We start from the raw sequence: 23,669 nt of genomic DNA on the forward strand, positions 1-23,669 counted from the left end.
GCAGTGTCCCGTTCACGTCCCCCCGGACCCGTTGGTGGGATTTCCGGACAAGCTGACCATTGCTGCACCCGGGGCGACACGGCCGTCCTGACGCTTCGGCGGTCACTGCTCGGCGCCCTTGAACTGCTACTTGTACGAAGAACGAACCGTACGAGGAGTGAGCGATGGCCGTCAGCGCAGGCGGGGTTTCGGTGGGTGAGGTCCAGGGCGCGGACGCCCCGGTGGGCAGCGAACCCGGGGGATGGACGCGGCGGGAGGCGGCGCGGATGCTGCTCGCCCCTTCCGCCCTGGCGGTCGCCCCCCTCATCACCGGCGCCCGCCCCTCGCCGTCCGCCGACCGGCCACCGGGCCCCGGCGCCGACGGTCCCTTCGATGAGACCTATCGGGGCCGCCGTATCCAGGGCGTTCCGGTGTCCCGCGGCGGCCTCAGCGACCTCGATGTCGCCTGGCACGTCACCGTGGACGGCCGGCCGCTGCATCTGATGCGCCGGGCCGACGGCACCTGGCTGAGCATGGTCGACCACTACAGCTGCTACGAGACCCCGCTGGAGGCGACCCGCGCGGCCGTCGACGAACTCGGGCCTCGCGAGCGGCTGCGCAATCTGGCTCCCGGGCCGCTCGGCGGCGGGTATCCGCACAGGGAGGCAGAGCATGGTGTACGTGCGTAAGAACGTGAGCAAGCTGACGCGCAGTGAGCGTCGGCGGTTCGTCGAGGCGCTCCTTGAGCTCAAACGGCGGGGCGAGTACGACGAGTTCGTACGCGTGCACATCGCGCACTTCACCGGGGACGGCGACCGGAGCCTGCGCGTCGCCCACACGACGCCCTCCTTCCTGCCCTGGCACCGCCAGTTCATGCTGGACCTGGAGAACGCGCTGCGCCGCGTCGACTCCTCGGTGACGGTGCCGTACTGGGACTGGACCCGGGACCGCAAGGCGACCTCGCTGCCATGGACCGACGATCTGCTCGGTGGCAATGGGCGGCCCGGCGACCGGCGGGTGATGACCGGGCCGTTCGCCTACGGGACGGGCAACTGGACCATCAAGGCGGGCGTCACCGAGGCCAAGTACCTCACCCGGGACCTGGGCCGCTCCCGCGGTCCGATCGACCTGCCCACCAAGGCCGATCTGAATCAGGCGCTGGCCGACCCCGTCTACGACGTCGCACCCTGGAACTCGACGGTCAGGCGAGGCTTCCGCAACAAGCTGGAGGGGTGGGGGCGGGGCAGCGGCCGGGACTCCTGGCACTGCCACAACCGGGTGCACCGCTGGGTCGGGGGCGCCATGGTCGGCGGCGGATCCGTCAACGACCCCGTCTTCTGGCTGCACCACGCCTTCGTGGACCTGCAGTGGTCCCGCTGGCAGAAGCGCCATCGCAACCACCGCTACCTGCCGGCGCAGCCGCCCGGACCGGACAGCGACCAGTCCCGGCGGATCGTCGCCCGGCACGAGCGGCTCCCACCGTGGGACGTGACGCCGGACGAGCTGGAGGACGTGTCCAATATCTACCGGTACGCCTGAGGCCGGGGCCTGCTCGGCCGGGCTTCCGTTGCGGCGCGTTGGGGGGGCGGTTCGGTCATCGGGCCACCCCTGACGCGCGGCAGCCGTCAGCAGGTGTCCTCGGACGGGTCCGTCGGGGGATGACCGTACTCGCCGTAGAGGCGGACGAAGTGAGCGAGTGTGAGCGTCCGGCGGTGCGCGAGTCCCGCGTGCGTCCCCTCGTACAGCTCGACCTGCTCCCAGCCGCCCGGCCCGATCGGCTGCACCAGACGGCCGCCCGGCCGCAGTTGTGCGGCCAGCGGCGGTGGCACCTCCGGGAAGGCGGCGGAGACCACGATCGCGTCGAACGGAGCCCGGTCCGGCACGCCCAGGGTGCCGTCGCCGACGACGATCTCGGCGTTCTTGATGCCCTGGCAGGCGAGGTTGGCCCGGGCCTGGTCGGCCAGGTCCGCCCACCGCTCGACACCGGTGACGTGCGTCGCGAGGCGGGCCAGGAGCGCGGTCTGGAAGCCGTGACCGCTGCCGATCTCCAGCACGCGCTCGTCGCCTGTGAGGCCGAGTGCGGCGACCATCATCGCCACGAGGGACGGCTGTGTCGTCACCTGGCCATGCCCGATCGGAATCGGCACGTCCACGTACGCCGACGCACGGCCGGAGGACGGCACGAAGGCCGAGCGCGGGGTCTCGCGGAGGGCGCGCAGCAGGCGCTCGTCCGTCACGCCGGAGGCGCGGGCGGCCTCCACAAGATCCTCGGGGCCCGGATCAGGGCGGGGACGGGACAACCTGACCGCCTCCCTTCACCACCATCGCCCTCCCTTCCCCACCATCGTCGGTCACCGCGCTCGTGCTCGTGAACCGGCTTCCTCTGGGTGAGGTGCGTCATCCCGGAGTGTGATTCCGGCGGCCCGTCGCGCAGGGCTCCAGCGGGAGGGTGGGCTGACGCGGGCATCGTTGCGGGGTTCGTGCGGGGCTGCGGAGCCCCGTATCCCGCGGAGTCGTTGGAGGCAGCGCTCATGCTCGGTACAGATTTCACTCACGGATCTCCCTGCTGGATCGATCTCGGCAGTCCGGACACCGACGCGGCGGCCGCCTTCTACGGTGGCGTCTTCGGCTGGCAGTTGGTCTCCGCGGGGGCCGAGGCGGGGGGGTACGGGTTGTTCCAGAAGGACGGCAGTACCGTTGCCGGGCTTGGCGCGCTCACCGAGGAGGGCGCGAGCAGCGCCTGGATGGTTTATTTCCTGACCGACGATGCCCAGGCCACGACCAAGGCCGTCGAGCAGGGCGGCGGCAGCGTGCGGGTGGCGCCCATGGACCTCGGCGGCGAAGCGTGGATGGCTCAGCTCACCGACCCGCAAGGGGCGCAGTTCGCGGTGTTGCAGCCGGTCGCGGCATCGGGCGGGCTTGAGAAGACGTCGGAGGACGACACGCTGGTGTGGACGGAGCTCCACGTACCCGACCCCGTGGCCGGGGTCGACTTCTACCGCGGCCTCTTCGGCTGGCGCTCGCAGGAGATGCAGGCGCCCGGGATGACGTACCGGGTGCTCAGCCTCAAGGACGGGGACCAGCAGGACACGTCCTTCGGCGGGGTGGCCCCGGTCGGGGAGGGCGACCCGGGGGCGCGCTGGGTTCCCTACTTCGCCGTCGCGGACGCCGACGCCACCGTACGGAAGGCGCAGGAGAACGGCGGCTCGGTGCTGATGCCCGCGACGGACGTGCCGGAGGTCGGCAGCATCGCGATGCTGGCGGACCCCTCGGATGCGGTGTTCGCGGTGCTCAAGCCGAACCCCCGGCAGGCATAGGCGGGGCCATGGGCCATACCTCCGGGGCGTCGAGGGCGGTCGGGGCGCGCGGGGCGGTCGGGGCGCGCGGGGCGGTCGGGGCGCGCGGTTAAGCTGTGGTGGTTCTGGCGTTCCGGGGGTTTTCGGGGGCAGTGTTTCTTGCTGGGTTTTGATGCGGTGGTAGGGCGGCTTCGTGCGGCGGGGTGTGTGTTTGCCGAGGACGAGGCCGAGTTGATACTCGGGGCCGCGCGGAGTTCCGGTGACGTCGACGGGATGGTGGCGCGGCGGGTTTCCGGGGAGCCGTTGGAGCAGGTCGTCGGGTGGGCGGAGCTCTGTGGGCTCAAGATCTTCGTCGAGCCGGGGGTGTTCGTGCCGCGGCGGCGGAGTGAGTTCTTGGTACGGCAGGCCGTTGAGGGGGCCTCGGGGGCCGTGTCTGTTGTCGTCGATGTGTGTTGTGGGGCCGGGGCGTTGGGGGCCGCGGTGGCCTCGGGCTTGACGGGTTCCCGGACGTCTGCGGAGTCGGTGGAGTTGTACGCCGCCGACATCGACCCCGTCGCCGTACGGTGTGCTCGGCGGAATGTCGCCGCCTTCGACGGGCGGGTGTACGAGGGGGACTTGTACGGTGCGCTGCCCGCGGAGGTGCGGGGGCGGGTCGACGTGCTCATCGCCAACGCGCCCTACGTACCGACCGAAGAGATCCCGTTCCTGCCCGCCGAGGCCCGTGAGCATGAGCCGCGGGTGGCGCTCGACGGGGGTGCGGACGGGGTCGATGTGCAGCGGCGGGTGGCAGCCGGAGCGGCCGAGTGGCTCGCTCCCGGAGGGCGGTTGCTGATCGAGACCAGTGAGCGGCAGGCTCCGGAGACCGCTGCCGCCATGGCTCGCGGTGGGCTCGTACCGCGGGTGGTGGGGTGCGAGGAGCTCGGGGCCACCGTGGTGATCGGGGAGCTGGTCGTCGGTACCTGACAGTCAGGCCGATGCGCTTTTCTTCTTCGCAGTCGTAGTCGCGGTCTTCGTGGCGGTCTTCTTCGCGGTCTTCTTCGCGGTCGTGGTCGCGGTGGTGGACTTCTTCGTGGCCGTGGCCTTCTTCGCCGTCGTCTTCTTGGCCGCTGCGGCCGTTGTCTTCTTCGCCGTCGCCGCCGTCGACTTCTTGCCGCCGACCGCCTTCGGTGCCGCCGGGGCCGACTTGCGGGTGCGGGTGCCGGTGCCGGTGCGCAGCGGGGTGACCTTCGCGGGGGCCGCCGGTTCCTCGGCGGTCTCGCCGCGGGCCTCCTGGGCCGCCTTGACCGAGCTCTCCAGGGCGGCCATCAGGTCGATGACCTTGCCGCCCGCGGCCGGTGCCGCGGGGGCCGGGGCGGGGGCGCCGCCCTCGGTCTTCGCGGCGATGAGTTCCTCGACCGCCTCCCGGTAGTCGTCGTGCAGGGTCGACAGGTCGACCTCGCCGAGGGTTTCCATCAGGGTGTCCGCCAGGTCCAACTCGGCGTCCCTGATAGTGACTTGGGTTTCCGGGGCGACGCCTTCCGGGGCGCGGATCTCGTCCGGCCAGAGCAGCCCGTGCATCGCGATCACCTCGTCCACGACCCGGAGCATGCCCAGGCGCTCGCGGCCGCGCAGGGCGAACTTGGCGATGGCGACCTTGCGGCTGCGTTTGAGGGCCTCGCGGAGCAGGGTGTACGGCTTCGCCGCGGCGGCGCCGCTGGCGGCCAGGTAGTACGCCGCGTCCATCTGGAGCGGGTCGATCCGTTCCTCCGGCACGAAGGCGACGATCTCGATCGTCTTGGCGGTCGGGATCGGGAGCGCGGCCAGGTCCTCGTCCGTGATCGGGATGATCGAGCCGTCCGCCTCCTCGTACCCCTTGCCGATCTCGCCCGATCCGACCTCCTTCTCCTCCAGCTCGCAGACCTTGCGGTAGCGGATGCGGCCGCCGTCCGTGGTGTGGATCTGGCGGAAGGAGACCGAGTGGCTCTCGGTGGCGTTGAAGAGCTTGATAGGGATGCTGACCAGGCCGAAGGAGATGGCGCCGTTCCATATGGATCGCACGTTTCGCCCCTTAGGTCGGAGAAGCGCGCCTTACGCGTCTTACGTGGGATTCTCATCGTATGACGCCCATCACAGAGGTGGAGGGGCGGCGCCTCTCGCTCAGCAACCTCGACAAGGTCCTGTACCCGTCGAGCGGCTTCACCAAGGGCGAGGTGCTGCACTACTACGCGACCTGCGCCGGGTCACTGCTCTCGCATCTCCACAACCGTCCGGTGTCGTTCCTGCGCTTCCCGGACGGGCCCGACGGCCAGCGGTTCTTCACCAAGAACGTGCCGCCCGGCACCCCCTCCTGGGTCCGCACCGCCGAGGTGCCGCGCAGCGCCCGGCAGGCCTCGGACGGGAGCGGTGCCGAGCAGGTGGTGCTCCAGGACATGGCCTCGCTGATGTGGGCGGCCAATCTGGTGACGGAGTTCCACACCCCGCAGTGGCAGGCCGACGCCCCGGCCCGCGCCGACCGGATGGTCTTCGACCTGGACCCGGGGTCGCCCGCCACGGTCGTGGAGTGCTGCACGGTCGCGCGCTGGCTGCGGGAGCGGCTCGGGTCCGACGGGTTCCACGTGCTCGCCAAGACCTCCGGTGCCAAGGGGCTCCACCTCCTCGTACCGATCGAGCCCACACCGTCCGAGAAGGTCACGGAGTACGCGAAAGAGCTGGCCGTCGAGGCCGAGCGGGAGCTGCCCGGGCTCGCCCTGCACCGGATGACCCGCAGCCTGCGCCCCGGCAAGGTCTTCGTCGACTACAGCCAGAACGCCGCCGCCAAGACCACCGCCACCCCCTACACCCTGCGGGCCCGCACCGAGCCGACCGTCTCCACCCCCGTGACCTGGGAGGAGATCGCGGCGGGCGAGGAGAGCGGCGACCCGGAGCAGCTGGTCTTCCGCGCGCCGGACATCGCGCCGCGGCTCAAGGCGTACGGCGATCTCCTCGGGCCCCTGATCAACCTCGACCGGGCCCGGCCCCTGCCCCGGAGGCACCGGTGAGGGCCCCGGCCGCCCCGCTGCTCCCGGTACGGGTGGCGCTCGCGGAGTCCGTGAGCGAGCTGCCGAAGGGGGGCGGCTGGGCGTACGAGCCGAAGTTCGACGGGCATCGGCTCGTCATCGCCGTCGGGGAGGTCGGGGAGGTCGGCAACGGTGACGGCGGTGGCGGGGCTCGTCGCGTCGTGCTCCAGGCACGCTCCGGGCGGGTCGTGACCAGCGCCTTTCCCGATCTGGCCGAGGCTGCGCGGCGGCTGCCGGACGGGGCGGTGCTCGACGGCGAGGTGGTGGTCTGGACGGGCGGGCGGATCGATTTCGCCGCCGTGCAGCGCCGGGCCGCCGCGACACCCTCCCGGGCGGTCGGCCTCGCCCGCACCCTGCCCGCCTCGTACGCCGCCTTCGACCTGCTGGCACTCGGCGGTACGGATCTACGGGCGCGGCCGTACGAGCGGCGCCGCGAGCTCCTGGTCGAGCTGCTTCGCCCGCTCGGGCCGCCGCTCCAGGCGGTGCCGGTGACGACCGACCGGGACACCGCGCTGACCTGGTACGAGTCGCTGCGCGCGAGTGGCGTCGAGGGCCTGGTGGCCAAGCGGCTCGACCAGCCCTATCCGAGCGGGCGGCGCTCCTGGCTGAAGCTGCGGCACAGCGACACCCGGGACGCGGTCGTGGTCGGCTTCACCGGCACCCCGGCCCGGCCGCGCGCTCTCGTCCTGGTCCTGCCCGGCGACGACACGCCCCTGCTCTCCAGCCCGCTGACCCCCGCGGTGCGCGCCGAGGCGGCGGCCCGGCTGCCCGCGCCGGACGGCGAGGACCTGATCAACGCGGTGGGGCTCGGCGATCTGGCGTACGCGACCGTGCCGCCGGGGATCACGGTCGAGGTACGGCAGGAGGCGACGCGGCACGCCACGACCGCCGTACTGCGCTTCCGCGACCCCAGCCTTGACCGCGACGATCAACGTGACCACGATCACATCTAATCAAGTTTGATTAATCTCGCCGCGAGGCATACCTTCTCTGCAAGTAGTCAAGCTTGATGAATCCATGAACCGATCGACATGAACCGATCGACATGAACCCAGCGAAGGGACCTGCATGACCGTTCTGCCCGACACCGGATACGCCCCCACCGCGGAGGACCGCGCGAGCATCGACGCCTGGTTCGCGGAGTACGACGCCGCGAGCGGCAAGCGCAACATCGAGCGCATGGCCGACATGGCGGTGTTCCCGCTGAACCTGGTGAGCGATGACGCGGCGGGCAACGGAGCCTCGGCGCAGTGGAGTCGCGAACAGTTCATCGAGACCATGACGCAGGTCATGGGCGACGGAAGCGAGGACATCAGCTTCGAATCCGTACGGACGCCCGTCTTCCTCTCCCCCGCCATGGCCGTGGTCTTCACCGACTCGACCATGACGATGGAGGGGCAGAGCACCCAGCTCCGGTACGCCGACATCCTCATCAAGCGGAACGGGAAGTGGGCGTTCCAGACGATGATGCAGGGCGGCTGGGGAGCCAACCTGTAGCCGTCGGACAACCGTCAGACGCGCAGCCAGGTGTGCCGGTCGCGCGCCCGGGCGTACAGCGCCTCGATGTCGGCGGGTTTGAGGGCGCCGCCGAGGTCGGCCAGGTCGCGCAGCCCGGCGTCGCCGAGCACCCGCGCCGCACGCGGCGCCGCCGCCACGTCCAGGGCGGCGGCGTCGGTGACGGCGAGGACCGGGCGGACCTGGGCGGTGAGCGCGAGGGACGCCCGGTCCGCGTCCAGGCCGAGGCTGCGCAGGACGGGTTCCGGGTCGCCGCGGCCCACCGTGACGAGGGGGTCGGCGACCCGGACCCGTTTCTTGTGCGCGCCGAGGGACCGTACGCAGAACAGGCCGCCCGGGCCGATCAGCAGGTGGTGGATCCGGGCGCCGCCCGGAAGCGGAATGGAGTGCAGGGTCCGCCACCCCGCGGACTCCAGGGCGTCGAGGGCCGCCCCCACGGTCCGCTCGGCGGCGAGGGCGCGGCGGCGCGGGTCGGCGCGGAGGCGGCGCGGGGGTGCCGGGTCGCGGTCGAGGGCGACGAGGAGGGCCTCGCCGGGGCGGTTCGGGGCGAGGTCGTCGTCCGGGTGCAGGGTGAGTCCGGCCAGTTCGGCGGGCGTGGGGACCGGGGGCGGGCCCACCGTGACCGGGGCCGTCAGATACGGGGCGAGGGCGGCGAGGACGTCGTCCTCGCGCTCGTCGTGGAGCAGGTTCACGCGGCCCGCGTCGCGGTCGTACCAGCCGAGGCTCCTGCCGTCAGGGGCAAGGACGTAGTACCGCTCCTGTCCGTGCCGAAACGTCGGTACTACGCGCAGTCCGGCCATGCCGCATCACCCCATGACCATGGGAACAGGTGCGGGCAGGTCCAGCAAATACAGCGAATACAGCAATACGCGGCTCGGTGGCGGGAGTTGGCCGGGGCGCCGCACCGGCCCCCCGACCTGCCCGAACCGGGCACGCGGTGAGCCTTGAGCCCGTAACGGCACTGCCTGGACAGCTATGCGTCGCTGTTACATAGCCGAGTAATTGCCGCAATCGCGGACACATAGGTTCGGTGCGTTCTCCCCCCCCCACCCCTGGAGTCGCCGTGAGCACGCCCGCCCCGTCCACCCCGCCCGCCTCGCCCATGGCTCGCCCTGCCCGTATCGCGACCGTGTCCGCGCTGGCCGTCGCCCTCGGCGGCGGGCTCGTGGCCTGCGGCAGCGGCGGCGGGCCCGCCCCGGACGTCAACGTGGCGAGCACCGCCACCACCCAGGCCAAGCAGGCCGCCAAGGCGCTGGAGAAGTCCCGGCCCACCGGGCTGCGTATCCCGTCCGCGGGCGTCGACGCCGACTCGATGGTCGGCCTGACCACGGACGGCTCGGGCGAGCTCGGCGTGCCGGACCCGGACACCGAGGCGGACAAGCCCGGCTGGTGGACCGGCAGCGTCACGCCGGGCGAGGACGGCGCCTCCGTACTCGTCGCGCACTACGACACCGCGAACGGCCCGGCCCTGATGAAGGACCTCAAGAAGATCAAGCTCGGCGACGCGATCGAGGTGCCGCGCGAGGACGGCGCCACGGCGAAGTTCCGGATCCGCGAGATCCAGGACGTCAATAAGAAGGATTTCCCGACCCATAAGGTGTACGGGGAGACCGACCGTCCGGAGCTTCGGCTGCTGACCTGTGGCGGGCCGATCAAGGACGGCCACCGGACGAACAACATCATCTACTTCGCCGACCTCGTGAACTGAACGACCCGTATCCGCGTATCCGCATGCGCGTAGACCCGTAGGAGTGCCGTGACCCGACGCCGTCGGCCGGGCCGTGCGGCGCGGCTGCTCCTTGCCGCCGCGCTGCTCGGCGCCGGAGCTCTGACCGTGACGGGCTGCGGCAACGCGGGCGGGCCGAAGAGCGCCGGGCCGACGCCCAGCGCCATCGGACCCGTCCGGCTCTGGCCCGAACATCCCGCGGCCACGCCGCAGTACGGCAGCACGCCCGTCACCGTCGAGGTGGTCAAGGGGATCAAGGTGCCGGACGGCGGGCTGCACTCCGTCGACCCGCTGAAGGTGGTCAAGGCGGAGGTCGCCGCCCACCCCCGCACATACACCGGGGCCGACGGACTCCCCCGGGACACCGCCGACGCCATCGCCGCGTGCCCGGACAAGGAGCCCGGAGAGCTGGTCAAGGGCTGCCCGGTGCTCCAGGCGTACTACCGGGATCTGACCGGCAACGGCAAGGACGAGCTGATCGTCGGCATCGACTTCTCGGACAGCAACCTCGGCATCCGTGTCTACAGCGCGGACGGCGCCAAGCTGGTGCGGATCATGGCCACCTCGGAGCCGGTGACCAGCGTGGAGCTGGCCGGGCGGGACATCATCACGCACTCGCCCGCGACCAGGCCCGGGTACGAGTCCCGCAACGTGTGGTCCTGGGACGACCGGCAGCGCACCATGCGCCCGGCCCGGATGGAGGTCGTCCGGACCCAGCCCGGCGACGACGCCCCGAGCCCCTCGGCGGCCACGCCATGAGCGGTGCGCCCGCTGCGCACGGCCGCCGGTGGCTGCCGCGCCTGCCCGCCTGGACCGCGACGCTGACCTGGAAGGCCGCGGTCTTCATCACCGTCATGTGCTGTGCGCTCGCCGCGCTGCTCGGCACCTTCGTGCATGTCGCCGTGACCGGGCAGACCGTCGGCAACGCCCGCGAGAAGGCGCTGAACAAGCTCGTCGACGTCACCCGCCGCTACGAGGCCGGGGACCGTCTCCCGCCGGGCTCCGGGATCGACCCGCCGGGGCTGCCCGGGGAGCTGCGCGAGCTCGCGGCGCGCGGCAAGCGGTCCACGATGGTCGCCCAGCTGGACGGGCGGCCGACGATGTGGGCGGCGGGGCCCGCGGACGGCGGCCGGGTGATCGCGGCCGAGATCGACTACACGCAGAGCGCCCGGGCGATCGACGGCCTCGACCGGGCCATCGCCGGGTCCGCGGTGCTCGCCATCGGGGCCACGCTGATGGTCGGCGCGTTCGCCGTGACCCGGGTGACGCGGCGGCTGCATCTGACCGCGACCGTGGCCCGCAGGATCAGCGCCGGGGACCTGGACGCCCGCGTCGACGACCCGCGTACGCAGGACCCGGCGCGCGCCCAGGACGAGGTCGCCACGGTGGCCGGCGCCCTGGACACCATGGCCTCCTCGCTGCAGGGCAAGCTGGAGAGCGAGCAGCGGTTCACCGCCGACGTGGCGCACGAGCTGCGCACCCCGCTGACCGGGCTGCACGCGGCCGCGGAACTGCTGCCTCCGGGGCGGCCCGCGGAACTCGTACGCGACCGGGTGCGGGCGATGCGCTCGCTCACCGAGGACCTGCTCGAGATCTCCCGCCTGGACGCGCGCAGCGAGCAGGTCGACCTCGACTGCTATCCCCTGGGACCACTCGCCGAGCGGGCGGTGCGGGCGTCGGGCACCGGGACGGAGGTCCGGGTCGTCCGCGATGCCTGTGTGGAGACCGACCGGCGGCGCCTCGAGCGGGTGCTCGGCAATCTGATCGCGAACGCGCACAAACACGGGCGCGCCCCGGTGGTCCTGACCGTGGACGGTCCGGTGCTCTCGGTACGGGATCACGGCGACGGGTATCCGGCGTATCTCGTGGAGCACGGGCCGCAGCGGTTCCGCACCGAGGGCGGGGCAACGGGGCACGGGCTCGGGCTCACGATCGCGGTCGGGCAGGCGCGGGCGCTCGGCGCGCGGATCGAGTTCCGGAACGCCTCCGGGGCTTCCGGGGGCGGGGCGTTGGCCGTACTGACACTGCCGTACGAGGACGCGGAGGCGGGCTGCGGAGCGCCACAACCAACGGCTCCGTGATTCCCGGAAATTCCACCGGCACTTGCTACGTTTCCGGGCATGACCGGAAGAACCGCTGATGTTAAGGAAAGGGCTGAACGTTCCGTTCCAGCGGTCCGATTTCCCCGCCGCCGCGGTGTCGAACTCTCCCTGCTCGTCCTGGCCGTGGGCCTGTGCGTGCTCGGCTACGTCAATGTGGGGCTCGCGACGACCGGCGCCGTACCGCCCGGCGCGGTCGGTTACGGCGCCGGGCTCGGCGGGCTCGCGCTCGCCGCGCATCTGGCGGTCCGGATCCGCGCCCCGTACGCGGACCCGCTGCTGCTGCCGATCGCCGTACTGCTCAACGGGCTCGGTCTGGTGCTCATCTACCGGCTCGACCGCGCGACCCCGCACGACGAGGCGGCGCTCGCGCAGCTGACCTGGTCGACGGCCGGGGTGGCCCTGTTCACGGTCGCGGTCGTGGTGCTCGGCGACCACCGGACGCTGCGGCGGTACGCGTCCCTTTCGGTGGTCGCCGCGCTGGTCCTGCTCGTCTCGCCGATCTTCTTCCCGGCCGTGAACGGGGCGCGGATCTGGGTGCGGTTCGCCGGTTTCTCGCTGCAGCCCGCCGAGTTCGCGAAGCTGCTGCTGGCGGTCTTCTTCGCCGCGTACCTCGCCGCCAACCGCGACGCGCTCGCCCGCCCGGGCCGCCGCTTCCGCCGCCTTCAGCTGCCGAACCGCAAGGTCCTCGGGCCGATCGTGGCGGTCTGGCTGATCAGCGTCGGCGTGCTGATCCTGGAGCGCGATCTCGGTACCTCGCTGCTGTTCTTCGGGCTCTTCGTGGTCCTGTTGTACGTCGCCACGGGGCGCACCGGGTGGATCGCGGTGGGCCTTCTGCTCGCGTGCGTGGGCGCGTTCGCGGTCGGCACGCTCGAACCGCATGTGCACAGCCGGGTGGCGGACTGGCTGCACCCCGTGGCCTCCATCGACGCGGGTGAGGGCCCGAACCAACTCGCCCAGTCGCTCTTCGCGTTCGCCGCGGGCGGTGCCTTCGGGAGCGGCCTCGGGCAGGGGCACTCGATTCTGATCGGGTTCGCCGCCAAGTCGGACTTCATCCTTGCGACGGCCGGTGAGGAGCTGGGGCTCGCCGGGCTGTGCGCGATCCTGCTCCTGTACGCCCTGCTCGTGGCCGGAGGCTGCCGGGCCGGGCTCGCGCTGCGTGACCCGTTCGGGCAACTCCTCGCGATCGGGCTCGCGTCGATCGTGGCGCTTCAGGTGTTCGTGATCGCGGGCGGGGTGACCGGGCTGATTCCGCTGACCGGGATGGCGATGCCGTTTCTCGCGCAGGGCGGCTCGTCGGTCGTGACCAACTGGACGATCGTGGCGCTGCTGATCCGGCTCAGCGACTCGGCCCGGCGCGAACCCGCGCTTCCGGACGGCGCCGTGGAGGCCGCGGCATGAGGCGGTACGTGCGGCGGGCCACGGTCTTCTGCCTGCTCCTGCTCCTCGCGCTGCTCGGCAACGCCGCCCGGATCCAGGTCTTCCAGGCCGCCGAGTACGAGGCCAACCCGGCCAACCGGCGCCCCGCCATCGTCCGCTACGAGCAGCCGCGCGGCGACATCCTGGTGGACGGCCGACCGGTCACCGGCTCGAAGGACACCGGGGAGCAGCTCCGCTACGAACGGACGTACCCGAACGGCCCGTTGTACGCCCCGATCACCGGCTACGCCTCGCAGACCTACGGCACGACGCTCCTGGAGAAGTCCGCGGACGACCTGCTCACGGGCACGGACCCGGCACTCGCCCCGTTCCCGCTGTGGCCCGGCGCCACGAGGTCGCGGCAGCCGGGCGGGCAGGTGCACACCACGATCGACCCGAAGGTGCAGAAGGCCGCGTTCCGGGCGATGGGCGCGCGGGAGGGCGCGGTAGCGGCGATCGAGCCGGCCACCGGGCGCATCCTCGCCCTTGTCTCGACCCCGTCGTACGATCCCGGGCTGCTCTCCGGCAACGACCTTTCGGTGGGCCGGAATTGGGACCTCCTGCACGAGGACCCCGGCCGCCCCATGCTCAACCGCGCGCTGCGCCAGACCTATCCGCCGGGCTCGGCGTTCAAGGTGGTGACGGCGGCGGCGGCCCTGGACACCGGCGTGGTCACGGATCTGGACGCTCCGACGGACGCGCCGGACCCGTACCGGCTGCCGGGCACGTCGACCGAGCTGACCAATGACGTACGGGGCAGCTGCGCGGAGGCGTCGCTGCGCAAGGCGTTCAAGTGGTCCTGCAATACGGTCCTCGCGCGGCTCGGCGACGCGGTGGGCCTTTCGGCGATGGTCCGCACGGCCGAACGCTTCGGCTTCAACGACAAGGACCTGAAGATCCCGACGCTGGTCGCGCGCAGCAACTTCGACACCTCCATGGACCGGGCACAGCTCGCGCTCTCCGCGATCGGCCAGTACGACACCACGGCGACGCCCCTCCAAATGGCGATGGTCGCGGCCGCGGTGGCCAACGGGGGCGACCTGAAGAAGCCGCGCCTGGTGGACCGTACGACCGACGCGTCCGGACACCCGGTCGCGGTGACCCGCGCCGAGTCGCTGCGGCAGACCCTGAACCCGGGCACGGCGGCGCTCCTGCGCGAGCTGATGGTCGACGTGGTGGAGCGGGGCACGGGCGGAAACGCGGCGGTTCCGGGCGCGATCGTCGGCGGCAAGACGGGCACGGCACAGCACGGAATCGCCAACACGGGCCTGCCGTATGCCTGGTTCATCTCCTGGGCCCGGGCCGAGGACGCGGCGGAGCCCGCGGTGGCGGTCGCCGTGGTGGTCGAGGACGCGTCGGCCGACCGCGACGACATCAGCGGGGGCGGGAGCGCGGCGCCGGTGGCGCGGGCGGTGATGAAGGCGGCGCTCGGGCGGTGAGACCGGGCCGAGCGCCGCTTCGGGCGGTCAGTTGATTCAGGCGGTCAGTCGAGAGGTTCGCGCATCTCGTCGCGGACGGCGAGGGCGGTCCTCGCCGCCTCCTCCAGGTCGATCGACCGCAGGTCCTGACCGGCGGCGGCCGGGTCGACCGTGGCCACACCGGCGGCCGTATTGCCGTCGGCCCAGGCGCACATGGGCATCTGGACCTTGACGCCCGACTGCTGCTGGGTCAGCACCTGGCAGCGCACCGTCTCGCCGCCGCCGTCCGGCGTGATGTCCTTGGCCGCCACGGCGATCGAGGTGCCCTGGGCAGTACCGGCGCCGCGCAGCATGCTGCGGCGGGCTTCGTCGGGGTCGCTGATGCGGCCGTACATGCCGGAGACGACGAGCGCCTTGCCGGACGCGGCGTCTCCCTTGCCGGTGTACTGGCCGACGACCGGCGTCATGTCCTTGATGTTCGACTCGTCCCAGGACCCGTCATCCTGGGGCCCCTGCGACGAGTGGTCACCGGCCAGCGTGTACTCCCCGTCGAGCAGGGTCTTCTGGAGCGTGAGCCGGTACTCGGCAGCGGGGAACGCGGAGTCCGACGGGCCGCCCGCGGTGTCGGAGTTCCGGTTCCCCCACGCCGAGAACAGCAGCAGAGCCCCGGCTCCGGCCACCACGAGGGCCACGATGCCGATCGTGCGCCATGCGTTGTTACGGGGCGGCGGGGGCGGTGGCGGTGGCGGTGGCGCACCCCAGCCGCCCGGTCCGGGGTGCGATCCACCGGCGTACGGTCCGGGCTGCGGTGACCCGTACGGGCCCGGCGGCGGAGGCTGTTGCTGCGGGTACGGCTGCTGTCCATAGGGACCGGCGGGGCCGGTCGGGCCGGTCGGGCCGTATCCCCCGGCCTGTGATGGCTGCGGCGTCGACATGGCGGCACCGTATGTCACAAGCGCGAAGCACCAACGGGCAGGGCCGCGGCGATGGCCGAAGATGCCCGGCGCCGACGCCCGACGCCGACGCCCAACAACAAGTCCCGCACAAGGGATTGACGCCCTTGCTGACGCGGAGTCTCATAAGAACCCATAGGGAGTGACCGCGGGTAACCAGCGCCATCCAACCGCAGTCCACACCGCGAACCAACCGCGATCCAGACCCCGATCCAGACCCCGATCCAGACCGCGATCCAGACCGCGATCCAGAGCGCCAATCCATACGACGAGGTGGGAACGGCATGACGACGGTGACGGAGGAGGACGACGTCCTCATGGGCCTGCGGGACGCCCTCGGGCAGCTCAAGGGCCGCGAGCAGGTCGCCAAGCGGCTGCTCGAATCGTCCGCCAAGCATTCCTTCGACCCCGACAAGGAGCTCGACTGGGACGCCCCGGCCGAGGACGGCAAGTGGTTCTGGCCGCCGGAGCTGGTCTCGCTCTACGACACCCCGCTGTGGCGGCGGATGTCCGAGGAGCAGCGGTTCGACCTCGCCCGGCACGAGGCGGCCTCGCTCGCCTCGCTCGGCATCTGGTTCGAGATCATCCTGATGCAGCTGCTGGTCCGGCACATCTACGACAAGTCGGTGACCAGCTCGCATGTGCGGTACGCGCTCACCGAGATCGCCGACGAGTGCCGCCACTCGATGATGTTCGCCCGCATGATCGAGAAGGGCGGGGCGCCGACGTACCCGGTGTCCCGGCTCAACCACAATCTCGCGCGCGTACTCAAAACGGTCTCCACCACCCCCGGCTCGTTCGCCTGCACGCTGCTCGGCGAGGAGATCCTCGACTGGATGCAGCGGCTGACCTTCCCGGACGAGCGGGTGCAGCCCCTGGTGCGCGGAGTGACCCGTATCCACGTGGTCGAGGAGGCGCGCCATGTCCGCTACGCCCGCGAGGAGTTGCGGCGCCAGATGGTGACCGCGCCGCGCTGGGAGCGGGAGCTGACCCGGATCAGCAGCGGCGAGGCGGCCCGGGTCTTCTCCATCGCGTTCGTCAACCCGCGGGTGTACAGCGACGTCGGGCTCGACCAGCGCGAGGCCCTCGCCCAGGTCAAGGCGAGCCCGCACCGGCGCGAGGTGATGCAGACCGGCGCCAAGCGCCTCACCGACTTCCTGGACGACATCGGGGTGCTGCGGGGCGTCGGGCGACGGCTGTGGCGGAGCTCGGGGCTTTTGGCCTGACGGGCACGGTAGTTGGTGTGCGGCGGGGCCGGTTCGCGGGGTGCGCGGCACGGTAGTTGCTGAGAGGCCGGGCCGGTTCGCGTGCTGCGCGGTTACGCTGCGGGAATGTCCCCGCCTCCGATCACGCGTTCCTCCGCCGCCAGCTCCGGACCCGCTGCCTCCGCGCCTGCGCCTGCGCCCGCGTACCGGCGGCTGAGTGTCGAGGAGCGGCGGCGCCAGCTCCTCGACGCCGCCCTCGGCCTGTTCGCCCGGCGCGCCCCGGAGGACGTCTCGATCGACGACGTGGCGGAGGCGGCCGGGGTGTCGCGGCCGCTCGTCTACCGCTACTTCCCGGGCGGCAAGCAGCAGTTGTACGAGGCGGCGCTGCGCTCGGCCGCGGACGAACTCGAGCAGTGCTTCGAGGAGCCGCACACCGGACCGCTCACCGCACGGCTCGCCCGCGCCCTGACCCGCTACCTGACCTTCGTGGACGAGCACGCCACCGGGTTCAGCGCACTGCTCCAGGGCGGCAGCGTCGTGTCCACGTCGCGTACGACCGCCATAGTCGACGAGGTGCGCCGGGTCGCCGCCGCCCGGATCCTCTCCCATCTGCCGGTGACCGACCCCGGGCCGCGGCTGCACATGATGGTGCGCACGTGGATCTCGGCGGTCGAGGCGGCATCCCTGATCTGGCTGGACGAGGGCAAGCAGCCGACGGCGCCGGAGCTGCGCGACTGGCTGCTCGACCACTTCATCGCCCTGACGACGGTGACGGCGGCGTCCGACGAGCAGACGGCCACGATGCTCAGCAAGGCCCTGGACACGGAGCGCCCGGACGGCGCGGCGGGGACCCTGGCCCGACGGGTGCTCCCGGTGGTCGGCGACGCGGCGCATCTGCTGTAGGGGCGGTACACCCGCCGTAGAGCGAGGTACACCCGCCGTAGAGCGCGGCACACCTGCCGCAGGGCGATGGCGGGCCCGGGTGGACCGACCGGCAGACTTGCCCCGTGAGGGCAGACTGGCCCCGTGAAGAGCGAAGAAACCCCCTTCGTCGGCGGGCCCCTGGACGGCCGGGTCATTCCGGTCCTCCTCGGCCCGACCGGCCAGCCGCCGAAGGTGTACGAGGTCCCCGTGCCCGACCCGGACGGCGGCGAGCCCACCGTGCTCGTCTACCGGCGCGTGCCCGCGGCCCACAGCAAACGGCTCGGCCTGCCGCGCGGCTGGCGCTACGAGTACGACCCGGAGGGGAAGCGGGGCCGGGGGCTCAGGTGGCCCTGGTCCAAGCCTCAGCCGGAGCCCGGACCCGAGCCCGGACCCACAGAGGAGGAACGGGACGAGGAACGAGGCAAGGAACGAGGCGAGGAACGAGGCAAGGACTGACGCCCTGTCAACCCACCCGGCCGCTTTCCGGCCCCGCCGCCCGGGACGAGTGACACCCTTCGCCCACCGGACCCCGCCCGCGCGGCGGCCCGGCCACCCCCGAGCCATGCTCGCCCCGGAGGTGATGTCGTGTCAGGGACGTCAGGGACTCGCGTGCGGGCGGCGATCGGCAAAGGGATCGGGCGCGCGCTCCGGCTCGCCTGCGCCGCGGCGGTCGTCACGGCACTCGTCCCCGGCCCCACGGCAGCGGCCGCGCCCGCCCCCGGACCCGGACCCGGACCCGGACCCGGACCCAGTGAGCGTCGCTCCGTACCCCAGCTGCTCACGGACCTGCGCGAGCTGTACCGCAAGGCCGAGCAAGCCACCGAGACGTACAACACCACCGCCGAGCGCCTCAAGAAACAGCGCGCGGAGGCCAAGCGGCTCGACGCCGAGCTGAACCACACCCGGCTCGCCCTGCACGACAGCCGCAGCGCGGCCGGGCGCCTGGCCCGCCAGCAGTACCGGTCGCACAGCGAGATCTCCCCGTACGTACGCCTGTTGCTCGCCCGGGACCCCCAGCGGGCGCTCGGCCAGGGCCATCTGATCCGGCGCCTGGCGGCCGAGCGGGTCGAGACGGTGGGACGCCTCACCGCCGGTGAGAAACGGGCAAGCGACCTCGCCCGCCGCTCCCGCAAGGCCCTCGACGCCCAGCTCGCCCTCGCCGCGCGGCAGAAGAAGCAGCGGGACACGGTGATCGGACGGCTCAAGGAGGTCGAGGAGCTCCTGGCCGACCTGAGCACCGAGGAACTGGCCGAGCTGCGCCGCTTGGAGGAGGCGGGAACGGTCAAGGCCCAGCGGGAACTTCTGGATTCCGGGGCACTCGGGCTGCCGGGCTCCGAGGGCGGTCAAGGCGCCGGTGCGGTGGCCCCGTCGCGTTCCGGAAACGCGGCCCTGCGCTACGCCGTACGCCAGATCGGCAAGCCGTACCGCTGGGGCGCCGAGGGACCGAAGTCGTACGACTGCTCGGGCCTCACCTCCCAGGCCTGGGCCCACGCGGGCCACCCCATCCCGCGCACCTCCCAGCAACAGTGGGCCACCCTGCCCCGGGTCCCGCTGCGCGAGCTGCGCCCCGGAGACCTGGTGGTGTACTTCCCCGAGGCCACGCACGTGGCGCTGTACCTCGGCAACGGAATGGTGGTGCACGCACCCCGCCCCGGCGGCCGGATCAAGGTCTCCCCCATCGCGGCGAACCCACTGCGCGGCGCCGTACGACCGGATCCCGGGGCGGAAGCGATGCCGGGATATCGGCCGCCCCGGATCCCTGCGGGGGCTATGGAGGGGTCGGATCTGGGGTACGACGGGGCTGGGGCACCGTCGGAATGATTTCGCCCGGTACTCAGCCGCGCTCCAGATCCCTGGCCATGACGGTGGTCAGCGGCGCGTCGTCCGCCGGCTTCGCTTCGCCTACTTCGCCGTAGCCCCAACTCTCGTACAGCGAACGCACCTTGTAGTGAGCGGACTCGACCAGGAGCGTGACGACGTCGGCCGTGATCGGTGCGAGCAGCGTGTCATGAATCCGCTTCGCCCGACCGGTCCCGCGCCATGAGGGAACCACCATCAACTCCGACAGCGCGAAGACCGACCCCCTGACAGCTACCGGCCGTTGGTGCCCCTTCCACCATCCGCCCGGCTTGAACATGGCGCCGTATGCGTAACCGACAGGACCGCCCTCTTCCCATCCCAATACACACTGCCAGTTCTCACGTGAGGACCACCGCTCGACGAAGTACGAGAAGCGTTCGCGCGAGTGAAACGGATTCGGATCGTTCGCGTACGCCTCGTCGTGGATATCGAGCAGCAGGGACCTGACGTCCCGTGCATCGGCATGCGTGTAGCGCTTCAGATCCATTGCCCGGATTCCTCGATCCACTCGACGACCTCGGCACTCTGTGAGCCTGAGGCTACGATCGCCTTGCGTGTCGCAGCCAGAGTGTGAGCCGTTCTCCTCGATCCGGAAGAGGGCGGCAGCAATGCGTGGGCCTGTCTGCCTGTCGCACAGGCAGACTCCAGGTCTCCTTGTCTGGCCTGCGCCAGCGACAGGTGAGCCGTGTACAGCGCCTTGTTGCGGGCCATGCCGTCAGGAATGGCAGCGAGCGTGCGATGCAGGTGGTACTCCACCCGCCCGTGATCACCCAGTGCCTTCCACATGAATGAGGACAGGGCGTCCATCTCGCTGGTGTCGAAGAACCTGATCCACTCTGGCCGTTGATCGTCGGCGCTACGGGCGAAGGCACGCTCCGCGTCGCCGAGGGCCCGCAGAGCCTCGGAGCGGCGTCCGAGGCGCGCGAGTCCGCTGGCGTTCCGCATGTGCCCGAGAGAGGCGTACAACGAATCTCTCCGGGCGATAGAGGAGCACTTCATCACCTCTGATCCGGCGACCGCTTCGGCGTGGTTCTCGTGCTGGTTGGAGGTGAGGATCAGATGGTTCCAGACCTGGTACATCGTCTCGCTGTCGCGGGACAGGCCGGCGAAGGTCAGAGCTTTGCCGAGATAGGCGCGAGCCCGCTGCGGAGATCGTGCGTCGATGGCCGCGAATGCCGCAGAGCAGAGGACGTTGGCGGCGAGCCGGTGAAGAGTGTCTCGCACGCGAGTTGACGACGAGGAAACGGCAACGGTGGACTGGATCCGGGAAGCCAGTTCCACCGCGAGGTCCTCCATCTTCCGTGATCCCCCTACTGCTTGATCCTTTCGGACGATGGCCACGTAGTCCTGATGGAATCGCCGGACGTCGTTGACGCCGAGGCGCCCATGGGTGGGTGCGTACGGAGCGGCAATGGCCATGGCAGTTCCGCTCGCGGCGGTGAGGAGCGCACGTCGGTGCACGGGATCTTCCTCCGGTGGTGCGATGCGCTTCTTGCGAGGTATGAACCCCAGGTCTTCGGCGCTGGCATCAAGAACCTTTTCCAGGCACAGCCTGATGCGGTCTTGCGGCCACTTGGTATCGCCGCGCAGCCATCGCCGGATGTCGGCATCGGTGACGTTGCCCGGCTTGCCTGTCAGGAGTTCGATCTCAGCATTGATCTGACGCGCTAACTCGGCCTGAGAGAAACCGAGTTCCGCGATCCGTGCGGCGAGCTTGCAGTTTCCTTGCGCCATGCCCTCACGGTAACGGTGCGCGATCATCCAGACACGAACGAAGGTAAAAATCACCGGGGGCACGCGACGGGAGACGTACCTCTTCCACCTGTCCGCTGTGCCGGGCCAGCCGTTGACTAGGCATCACCAGACAAGTACCCCCGCGACGCGGCGAACGTCCGGGGGCGTGGCCATCAACCGACAAGGGGTTGACGACAATGCCCAAAGCTACAACCAGACTCCTCACGCCGCTTCTGCGGTTACTTCTGCCCGCTGGAGGACGTCACCGGGCGCGCACACCCCACCCGAGCACCCGGCCTCAGCCCGCTCCCGACGGGCCCACGCTCGCGCTCCGGGGTGAGGACGTTGGGCTTGTCCGTCCGTACCTCGTTGCTCACGAACGACGCCAGGAAGCTCAGCGGCAGCGCGCCCGACGCCGTGCCCTATGGCTCGCCGTACACGGCGTGGACATCGGTCCCAAGCTCCTCCACGGAGTGGAGGTGAGCGCGTGACCGTCGAAGTCTCCCCCCGTCCCCGTCCACAGGACATCAGCCAACTCGAGGCGGCCTACCTCATGCATCGTCTGGAGTGCCTGCGGTGCGCGCCAGAGGGCTCGTGTGAGCTCGCGCAACGGCTCGAAGAGGCACAGCGCGAAGCGGGGGCATCATGAGCGCGCATTGTGCGGAGTGCGCTCAGTTGGAGCGCGAGAAGGAAGAGGCGCGCAGGCTCGGAAACCTGAGCCGGGTCACTGACTGCAACGTCTTGATCAAGCGACATCCGGACCACAGCAGGAAGCTTGCTCCGGCCGGAAGGGGGTGGGCATGAGTCGCACTGTCCACCGGTTCCGCCTGTCTGTCCGGCGAGCAGGCCTCTGACGCCCGCCCTCGGTGGAGACGCGAGTCGACAATTGCCCCCAGGTGGCGACCAACATTCCGGGTGTGGTCGCGTTGCGCGACAGCAACCGGCCCGACACCATCGTCCCATGTCGAAGTGCCCCCGCTGTGACTCCGAATGCCTCACGGATCCCGAGAACGGGTTGCCCTGGTGCGCGCGCTGCGGGGCGCACTTCGGGCTCTCGCTGCCTTCGTGCCGGGGGCTTTGGTCGTGGCGCAACCCTGCCACCCGCGCCCCTGTCCGGCCTCGCAAGCACTGAGACACGGGACTCCGTAACGGCCCCCGCCGTGCGTCTCCTCATGACGCCTGGCGGGGGCTTCCTCATGCCACGGTGCCCCGCTGGGTGGGCGGGGGTGGGGGGTGGGGGGTGGGGGCTAGGCGGTGACCTCCGCCAGGTAAGCGTTCGCCTTGTCCGGGTCGAAGAAGAAGTTCTCGAAGTCGGACGGGTCGTCGAAGCCGTTGGCGATGCGGTGGGCGACCGGGGGGAGTTGGCCTGCCGCGCCGATGAGGTTGAGGACGTGCTCCGGGGGCGGGGACAGCATTGCGTTGGTCCACTTCGTGACGTGCTGCGCCGTTTCCCAGTAGCGGTCGAACGTCGCCTGCATCCACGCCTCGTCGAACTCCTTGTCCCCGTGGGACACGATCGAGTCGAGGTACGAAGCCGCGCACTTGGCGGCCGAGTTGGAGCCCTGGCCCGTGATCGGGTCGTTGGCCACGACCACGTCCGCGACGCCCAGGACCAGGCCGCCGCCGGGCAGCTTGCCGATGGGGTTGCGGACGGTCGGGGCGTAGCGGCCCGCGAGCGTGCCGTTCGGGTCCGTCAGCTCCACCTTCGTGGCCCGCGCGTACTCCCAGGGCGTGAACTTCTCCATCAGCTCCAGGGTCAGGGAGAGGTGTTCCGCCGGGTCCTTCACTCCCTTGAAGGCGTCCAGCGGACCGCCCGGGATGCCCTCCCAGAACAGGATGTCCGCGCGGCCCGTGTTCGTGTACGTCGGCATGATGAAGAGCTCTCCGACGCCGGGCACCAGGTTGCAGCGGACCGCGTCGAACTCCGGGTGCTCGGGGCGCGGGCCGAGGCCGTGGACGTACGCCACCGCCAGCGCCCGCTGCGGCTCCGTGTACGGCGAACGCGACGCGTCGCGGCCGAACATGGAGACCAGCTCGCCCTTGCCCGCCGATACCAGCACCAGGTCGTAGGTGCGCGAGAAGTAGTCCAGGTCCGAGACCGCTGCGCCGTGGATCACCAGCTGGCCGCCGCGCTGCGCGAAGGTCTCCATCCAGCCGGCCATCTTCACCCGCTGGTCGACCGACTGGGCGTAACCGTCGAGCTTGCCGACCCAGTCGATGGCGCGCTGCGTGGGGCCCGGGTCGTGCGAGCCGGGGGCGGCGACCGAGACGCCGAGGCCCTCGATGTTCGGGGCCTGCGACTCCCAGAAGTTGATCTGTAGATCGCGCTCGTGCTGCAGCGCCGTGTGGAACATGCACTGCGTCGACATGACCCGCCCGGAACGGATCTCGTCGGCCGTGCGGTTGGACATCAGGGTGACCTCGTACCCCTGGGACTGGAGTCCGAGGGCGAGCTGGAGTCCGGACTGACCGGCTCCGACAATGAGTATCTTCCGCATGGCTGGTT

The 23,669-nt window shown here is 71.1% G+C and carries 23 protein-coding genes; 16 read left to right on the forward strand and 7 right to left on the reverse strand.

Annotation, left to right across the window (positions count from 1 at the left end; genetic code table 11):
* Window positions 1-164 precede the first annotated feature (164 nt).
* Complete coding sequence (locus tag ACWD10_RS10295; RefSeq protein ID WP_451089043.1) at window positions 165-668, forward strand: tyrosinase cofactor; 504 nt, start codon at window positions 165-167, stop codon at window positions 666-668.
* Window positions 652-1,518, forward strand: a complete 867-nt coding sequence (locus tag ACWD10_RS10300) for a tyrosinase family protein (RefSeq protein ID WP_451089045.1) — start codon at window positions 652-654, stop codon at window positions 1,516-1,518. Before ACWD10_RS10295 ends, ACWD10_RS10300 begins: the two co-directional genes overlap by 17 nt.
* Window positions 1,519-1,604: 86 nt before the next feature.
* Here the strand turns inward: ACWD10_RS10300 and ACWD10_RS10305 are convergent, their stop codons facing one another.
* The gene (locus tag ACWD10_RS10305; RefSeq protein ID WP_451089047.1) at window positions 1,605-2,279 is read right to left on the reverse strand and encodes a protein-L-isoaspartate(D-aspartate) O-methyltransferase; all 675 of its coding nucleotides are present in this window, start codon (window positions 2,277-2,279) and stop codon (window positions 1,605-1,607) included.
* Between the two features lie 231 nt (window positions 2,280-2,510).
* On the opposite strand from ACWD10_RS10305, the gene ACWD10_RS10310 reads away from it, so the two are divergent.
* Together ACWD10_RS10310 and ACWD10_RS10315 are read left to right on the forward strand one after the other, a co-directional pair.
* The gene (locus tag ACWD10_RS10310; protein WP_451089049.1) at window positions 2,511-3,296 is read left to right on the forward strand and encodes a VOC family protein; all 786 of its coding nucleotides are present in this window, start codon (window positions 2,511-2,513) and stop codon (window positions 3,294-3,296) included.
* A 138-nt stretch (window positions 3,297-3,434) separates the two neighbouring features.
* On the forward strand, window positions 3,435-4,238 hold the full coding sequence (locus ACWD10_RS10315; protein ID WP_451089051.1) for a putative protein N(5)-glutamine methyltransferase: 804 nt from the start codon (window positions 3,435-3,437) through the stop codon (window positions 4,236-4,238).
* 3 nt (window positions 4,239-4,241) lie between these two features.
* Here the strand turns inward: ACWD10_RS10315 and ku are convergent, their stop codons facing one another.
* Window positions 4,242-5,312: a non-homologous end joining protein Ku gene (gene ku, locus ACWD10_RS10320; RefSeq protein ID WP_451089053.1), complete on the reverse strand. Its 1,071-nt coding sequence runs from the start codon at window positions 5,310-5,312 to the stop codon at window positions 4,242-4,244.
* Window positions 5,313-5,371: 59 nt separating this feature from the next.
* Between ku and ligD the strand changes: the two genes are divergently transcribed.
* The 3 genes from ligD (at window position 5,372) to ACWD10_RS10335 (ending at window position 7,807) form a co-directional block, all read left to right on the forward strand.
* Window positions 5,372-6,292 carry a non-homologous end-joining DNA ligase gene (gene ligD / locus ACWD10_RS10325; protein ID WP_451089055.1) on the forward strand — a complete coding sequence of 307 codons (921 nt, stop codon included), beginning with the start codon at window positions 5,372-5,374 and terminating at the stop codon, window positions 6,290-6,292.
* Window positions 6,289-7,263, forward strand: coding sequence for an ATP-dependent DNA ligase (locus ACWD10_RS10330; RefSeq protein WP_451089057.1), 975 nt, complete (start codon window positions 6,289-6,291; stop codon window positions 7,261-7,263). Before ligD ends, ACWD10_RS10330 begins: the two co-directional genes overlap by 4 nt.
* Before the next feature lie 115 nt (window positions 7,264-7,378).
* Window positions 7,379-7,807, forward strand: a complete 429-nt coding sequence (locus tag ACWD10_RS10335; protein ID WP_451089059.1) for a DUF4440 domain-containing protein — start codon at window positions 7,379-7,381, stop codon at window positions 7,805-7,807.
* Between the two features lie 14 nt (window positions 7,808-7,821).
* Here the strand turns inward: ACWD10_RS10335 and ACWD10_RS10340 are convergent, their stop codons facing one another.
* Complete coding sequence (locus ACWD10_RS10340; RefSeq protein ID WP_451089061.1) at window positions 7,822-8,625, reverse strand: nuclease-related domain-containing protein; 804 nt, start codon at window positions 8,623-8,625, stop codon at window positions 7,822-7,824.
* A gap of 263 nt (window positions 8,626-8,888) precedes the next feature.
* On the opposite strand from ACWD10_RS10340, the gene ACWD10_RS10345 reads away from it, so the two are divergent.
* Genes ACWD10_RS10345 through ACWD10_RS10365 form a run of 5 tightly spaced genes read left to right on the forward strand, consistent with a single transcriptional unit; the run spans window position 8,889 to window position 14,508 of the window.
* Window positions 8,889-9,533: a sortase domain-containing protein gene (locus tag ACWD10_RS10345; RefSeq protein ID WP_451089063.1), complete on the forward strand. Its 645-nt coding sequence runs from the start codon at window positions 8,889-8,891 to the stop codon at window positions 9,531-9,533.
* 48 nt (window positions 9,534-9,581) lie between these two features.
* Window positions 9,582-10,310: a hypothetical protein gene (locus ACWD10_RS10350; RefSeq protein WP_451089065.1), complete on the forward strand. Its 729-nt coding sequence runs from the start codon at window positions 9,582-9,584 to the stop codon at window positions 10,308-10,310.
* Entirely contained in the window at window positions 10,307-11,632 is a 1,326-nt protein-coding gene (locus ACWD10_RS10355) for an ATP-binding protein (protein ID WP_451089067.1), read from the forward strand. The genes ACWD10_RS10350 and ACWD10_RS10355 overlap by 4 nt, the downstream gene beginning before the upstream one ends.
* 39 nt (window positions 11,633-11,671) lie before the next feature.
* Window positions 11,672-13,051 carry an FtsW/RodA/SpoVE family cell cycle protein gene (locus ACWD10_RS10360; protein WP_451089069.1) on the forward strand — a complete coding sequence of 460 codons (1,380 nt, stop codon included), beginning with the start codon at window positions 11,672-11,674 and terminating at the stop codon, window positions 13,049-13,051.
* Window positions 13,048-14,508, forward strand: coding sequence for a penicillin-binding transpeptidase domain-containing protein (locus ACWD10_RS10365; protein ID WP_451089071.1), 1,461 nt, complete (start codon window positions 13,048-13,050; stop codon window positions 14,506-14,508). The genes ACWD10_RS10360 and ACWD10_RS10365 overlap by 4 nt, the downstream gene beginning before the upstream one ends.
* Before the next feature lie 44 nt (window positions 14,509-14,552).
* Here ACWD10_RS10365 and ACWD10_RS10370 read toward each other — a convergent pair whose 3' ends face one another.
* On the reverse strand, window positions 14,553-15,422 hold the full coding sequence (locus tag ACWD10_RS10370) for a hypothetical protein (RefSeq protein WP_451089073.1): 870 nt from the start codon (window positions 15,420-15,422) through the stop codon (window positions 14,553-14,555).
* Between the two features lie 302 nt (window positions 15,423-15,724).
* Here ACWD10_RS10370 and ACWD10_RS10375 point away from each other — a divergent pair, with 302 nt between their 5' ends.
* The 4 genes from ACWD10_RS10375 (at window position 15,725) to ACWD10_RS10390 (ending at window position 19,390) form a co-directional block, all read left to right on the forward strand.
* Window positions 15,725-16,666 carry an AurF N-oxygenase family protein gene (locus ACWD10_RS10375; RefSeq protein ID WP_451089075.1) on the forward strand — a complete coding sequence of 314 codons (942 nt, stop codon included), beginning with the start codon at window positions 15,725-15,727 and terminating at the stop codon, window positions 16,664-16,666.
* Window positions 16,667-16,771: 105 nt separating this feature from the next.
* The gene (locus ACWD10_RS10380) at window positions 16,772-17,548 is read left to right on the forward strand and encodes a TetR/AcrR family transcriptional regulator (RefSeq protein WP_451089077.1); all 777 of its coding nucleotides are present in this window, start codon (window positions 16,772-16,774) and stop codon (window positions 17,546-17,548) included.
* Window positions 17,549-17,671: 123 nt separating this feature from the next.
* Window positions 17,672-18,025 carry a hypothetical protein gene (locus ACWD10_RS10385; RefSeq protein ID WP_451089079.1) on the forward strand — a complete coding sequence of 118 codons (354 nt, stop codon included), beginning with the start codon at window positions 17,672-17,674 and terminating at the stop codon, window positions 18,023-18,025.
* Window positions 18,026-18,154: 129 nt separating this feature from the next.
* Window positions 18,155-19,390 (forward strand): NlpC/P60 family protein, encoded by a 1,236-nt coding sequence (locus ACWD10_RS10390; protein WP_451089081.1) that lies wholly within the window; start codon window positions 18,155-18,157, stop codon window positions 19,388-19,390.
* A 13-nt stretch (window positions 19,391-19,403) separates the two neighbouring features.
* Here ACWD10_RS10390 and ACWD10_RS10395 read toward each other — a convergent pair whose 3' ends face one another.
* The 3 genes from ACWD10_RS10395 to ACWD10_RS10405 all read right to left on the reverse strand — a co-directional run bounded on the left by ACWD10_RS10395 (window position 19,404) and on the right by ACWD10_RS10405 (window position 23,661).
* A complete protein-coding gene (locus tag ACWD10_RS10395; RefSeq protein WP_451089083.1) occupies window positions 19,404-19,916 on the reverse strand; it encodes a GNAT family N-acetyltransferase in 513 nt (170 codons plus the stop codon).
* On the reverse strand, window positions 19,907-21,163 hold the full coding sequence (locus ACWD10_RS10400) for an XRE family transcriptional regulator (protein WP_451089084.1): 1,257 nt from the start codon (window positions 21,161-21,163) through the stop codon (window positions 19,907-19,909). The genes ACWD10_RS10395 and ACWD10_RS10400 overlap by 10 nt, the downstream gene beginning before the upstream one ends.
* Before the next feature lie 1,247 nt (window positions 21,164-22,410).
* Window positions 22,411-23,661 carry a styrene monooxygenase/indole monooxygenase family protein gene (locus ACWD10_RS10405; RefSeq protein ID WP_451089086.1) on the reverse strand — a complete coding sequence of 417 codons (1,251 nt, stop codon included), beginning with the start codon at window positions 23,659-23,661 and terminating at the stop codon, window positions 22,411-22,413.
* Window positions 23,662-23,669: the final 8 nt, after the last annotated feature.

The sequence above is a fragment of the Streptomyces sp. NPDC002851 genome, from assembly GCF_053591935.1.

What these genes read in the sequence shown, in the direction of transcription:
- ACWD10_RS10295 (WP_451089043.1), top strand. Translation starts at nt 165, where the DNA reads ATGGCCGTCAGCGCAGGCGGGGTTTCGGTGGGTGAGGTCCAGGGCGCG.
- ACWD10_RS10300 (WP_451089045.1), top strand. Translation starts at nt 652, where the DNA reads ATGGTGTACGTGCGTAAGAACGTGAGCAAGCTGACGCGCAGTGAGCGT.
- ACWD10_RS10310 (WP_451089049.1), top strand. Translation starts at nt 2,511, where the DNA reads ATGCTCGGTACAGATTTCACTCACGGATCTCCCTGCTGGATCGATCTC.
- ligD (WP_451089055.1), top strand. Translation starts at nt 5,372, where the DNA reads ATGACGCCCATCACAGAGGTGGAGGGGCGGCGCCTCTCGCTCAGCAAC.
- ACWD10_RS10335 (WP_451089059.1), top strand. Translation starts at nt 7,379, where the DNA reads ATGACCGTTCTGCCCGACACCGGATACGCCCCCACCGCGGAGGACCGC.
- ACWD10_RS10340 (WP_451089061.1), bottom strand. Translation starts at nt 8,625, where the DNA reads ATGGCCGGACTGCGCGTAGTACCGACGTTTCGGCACGGACAGGAGCGG.
- ACWD10_RS10355 (WP_451089067.1), top strand. Translation starts at nt 10,307, where the DNA reads ATGAGCGGTGCGCCCGCTGCGCACGGCCGCCGGTGGCTGCCGCGCCTG.
- ACWD10_RS10360 (WP_451089069.1), top strand. Translation starts at nt 11,672, where the DNA reads ATGACCGGAAGAACCGCTGATGTTAAGGAAAGGGCTGAACGTTCCGTT.
- ACWD10_RS10365 (WP_451089071.1), top strand. Translation starts at nt 13,048, where the DNA reads ATGAGGCGGTACGTGCGGCGGGCCACGGTCTTCTGCCTGCTCCTGCTC.
- ACWD10_RS10370 (WP_451089073.1), bottom strand. Translation starts at nt 15,422, where the DNA reads ATGTCGACGCCGCAGCCATCACAGGCCGGGGGATACGGCCCGACCGGC.
- ACWD10_RS10375 (WP_451089075.1), top strand. Translation starts at nt 15,725, where the DNA reads ATGACGACGGTGACGGAGGAGGACGACGTCCTCATGGGCCTGCGGGAC.
- ACWD10_RS10380 (WP_451089077.1), top strand. Translation starts at nt 16,772, where the DNA reads ATGTCCCCGCCTCCGATCACGCGTTCCTCCGCCGCCAGCTCCGGACCC.
- ACWD10_RS10395 (WP_451089083.1), bottom strand. Translation starts at nt 19,916, where the DNA reads ATGGATCTGAAGCGCTACACGCATGCCGATGCACGGGACGTCAGGTCC.
- ACWD10_RS10400 (WP_451089084.1), bottom strand. Translation starts at nt 21,163, where the DNA reads ATGGCGCAAGGAAACTGCAAGCTCGCCGCACGGATCGCGGAACTCGGT.
- ACWD10_RS10405 (WP_451089086.1), bottom strand. Translation starts at nt 23,661, where the DNA reads ATGCGGAAGATACTCATTGTCGGAGCCGGTCAGTCCGGACTCCAGCTC.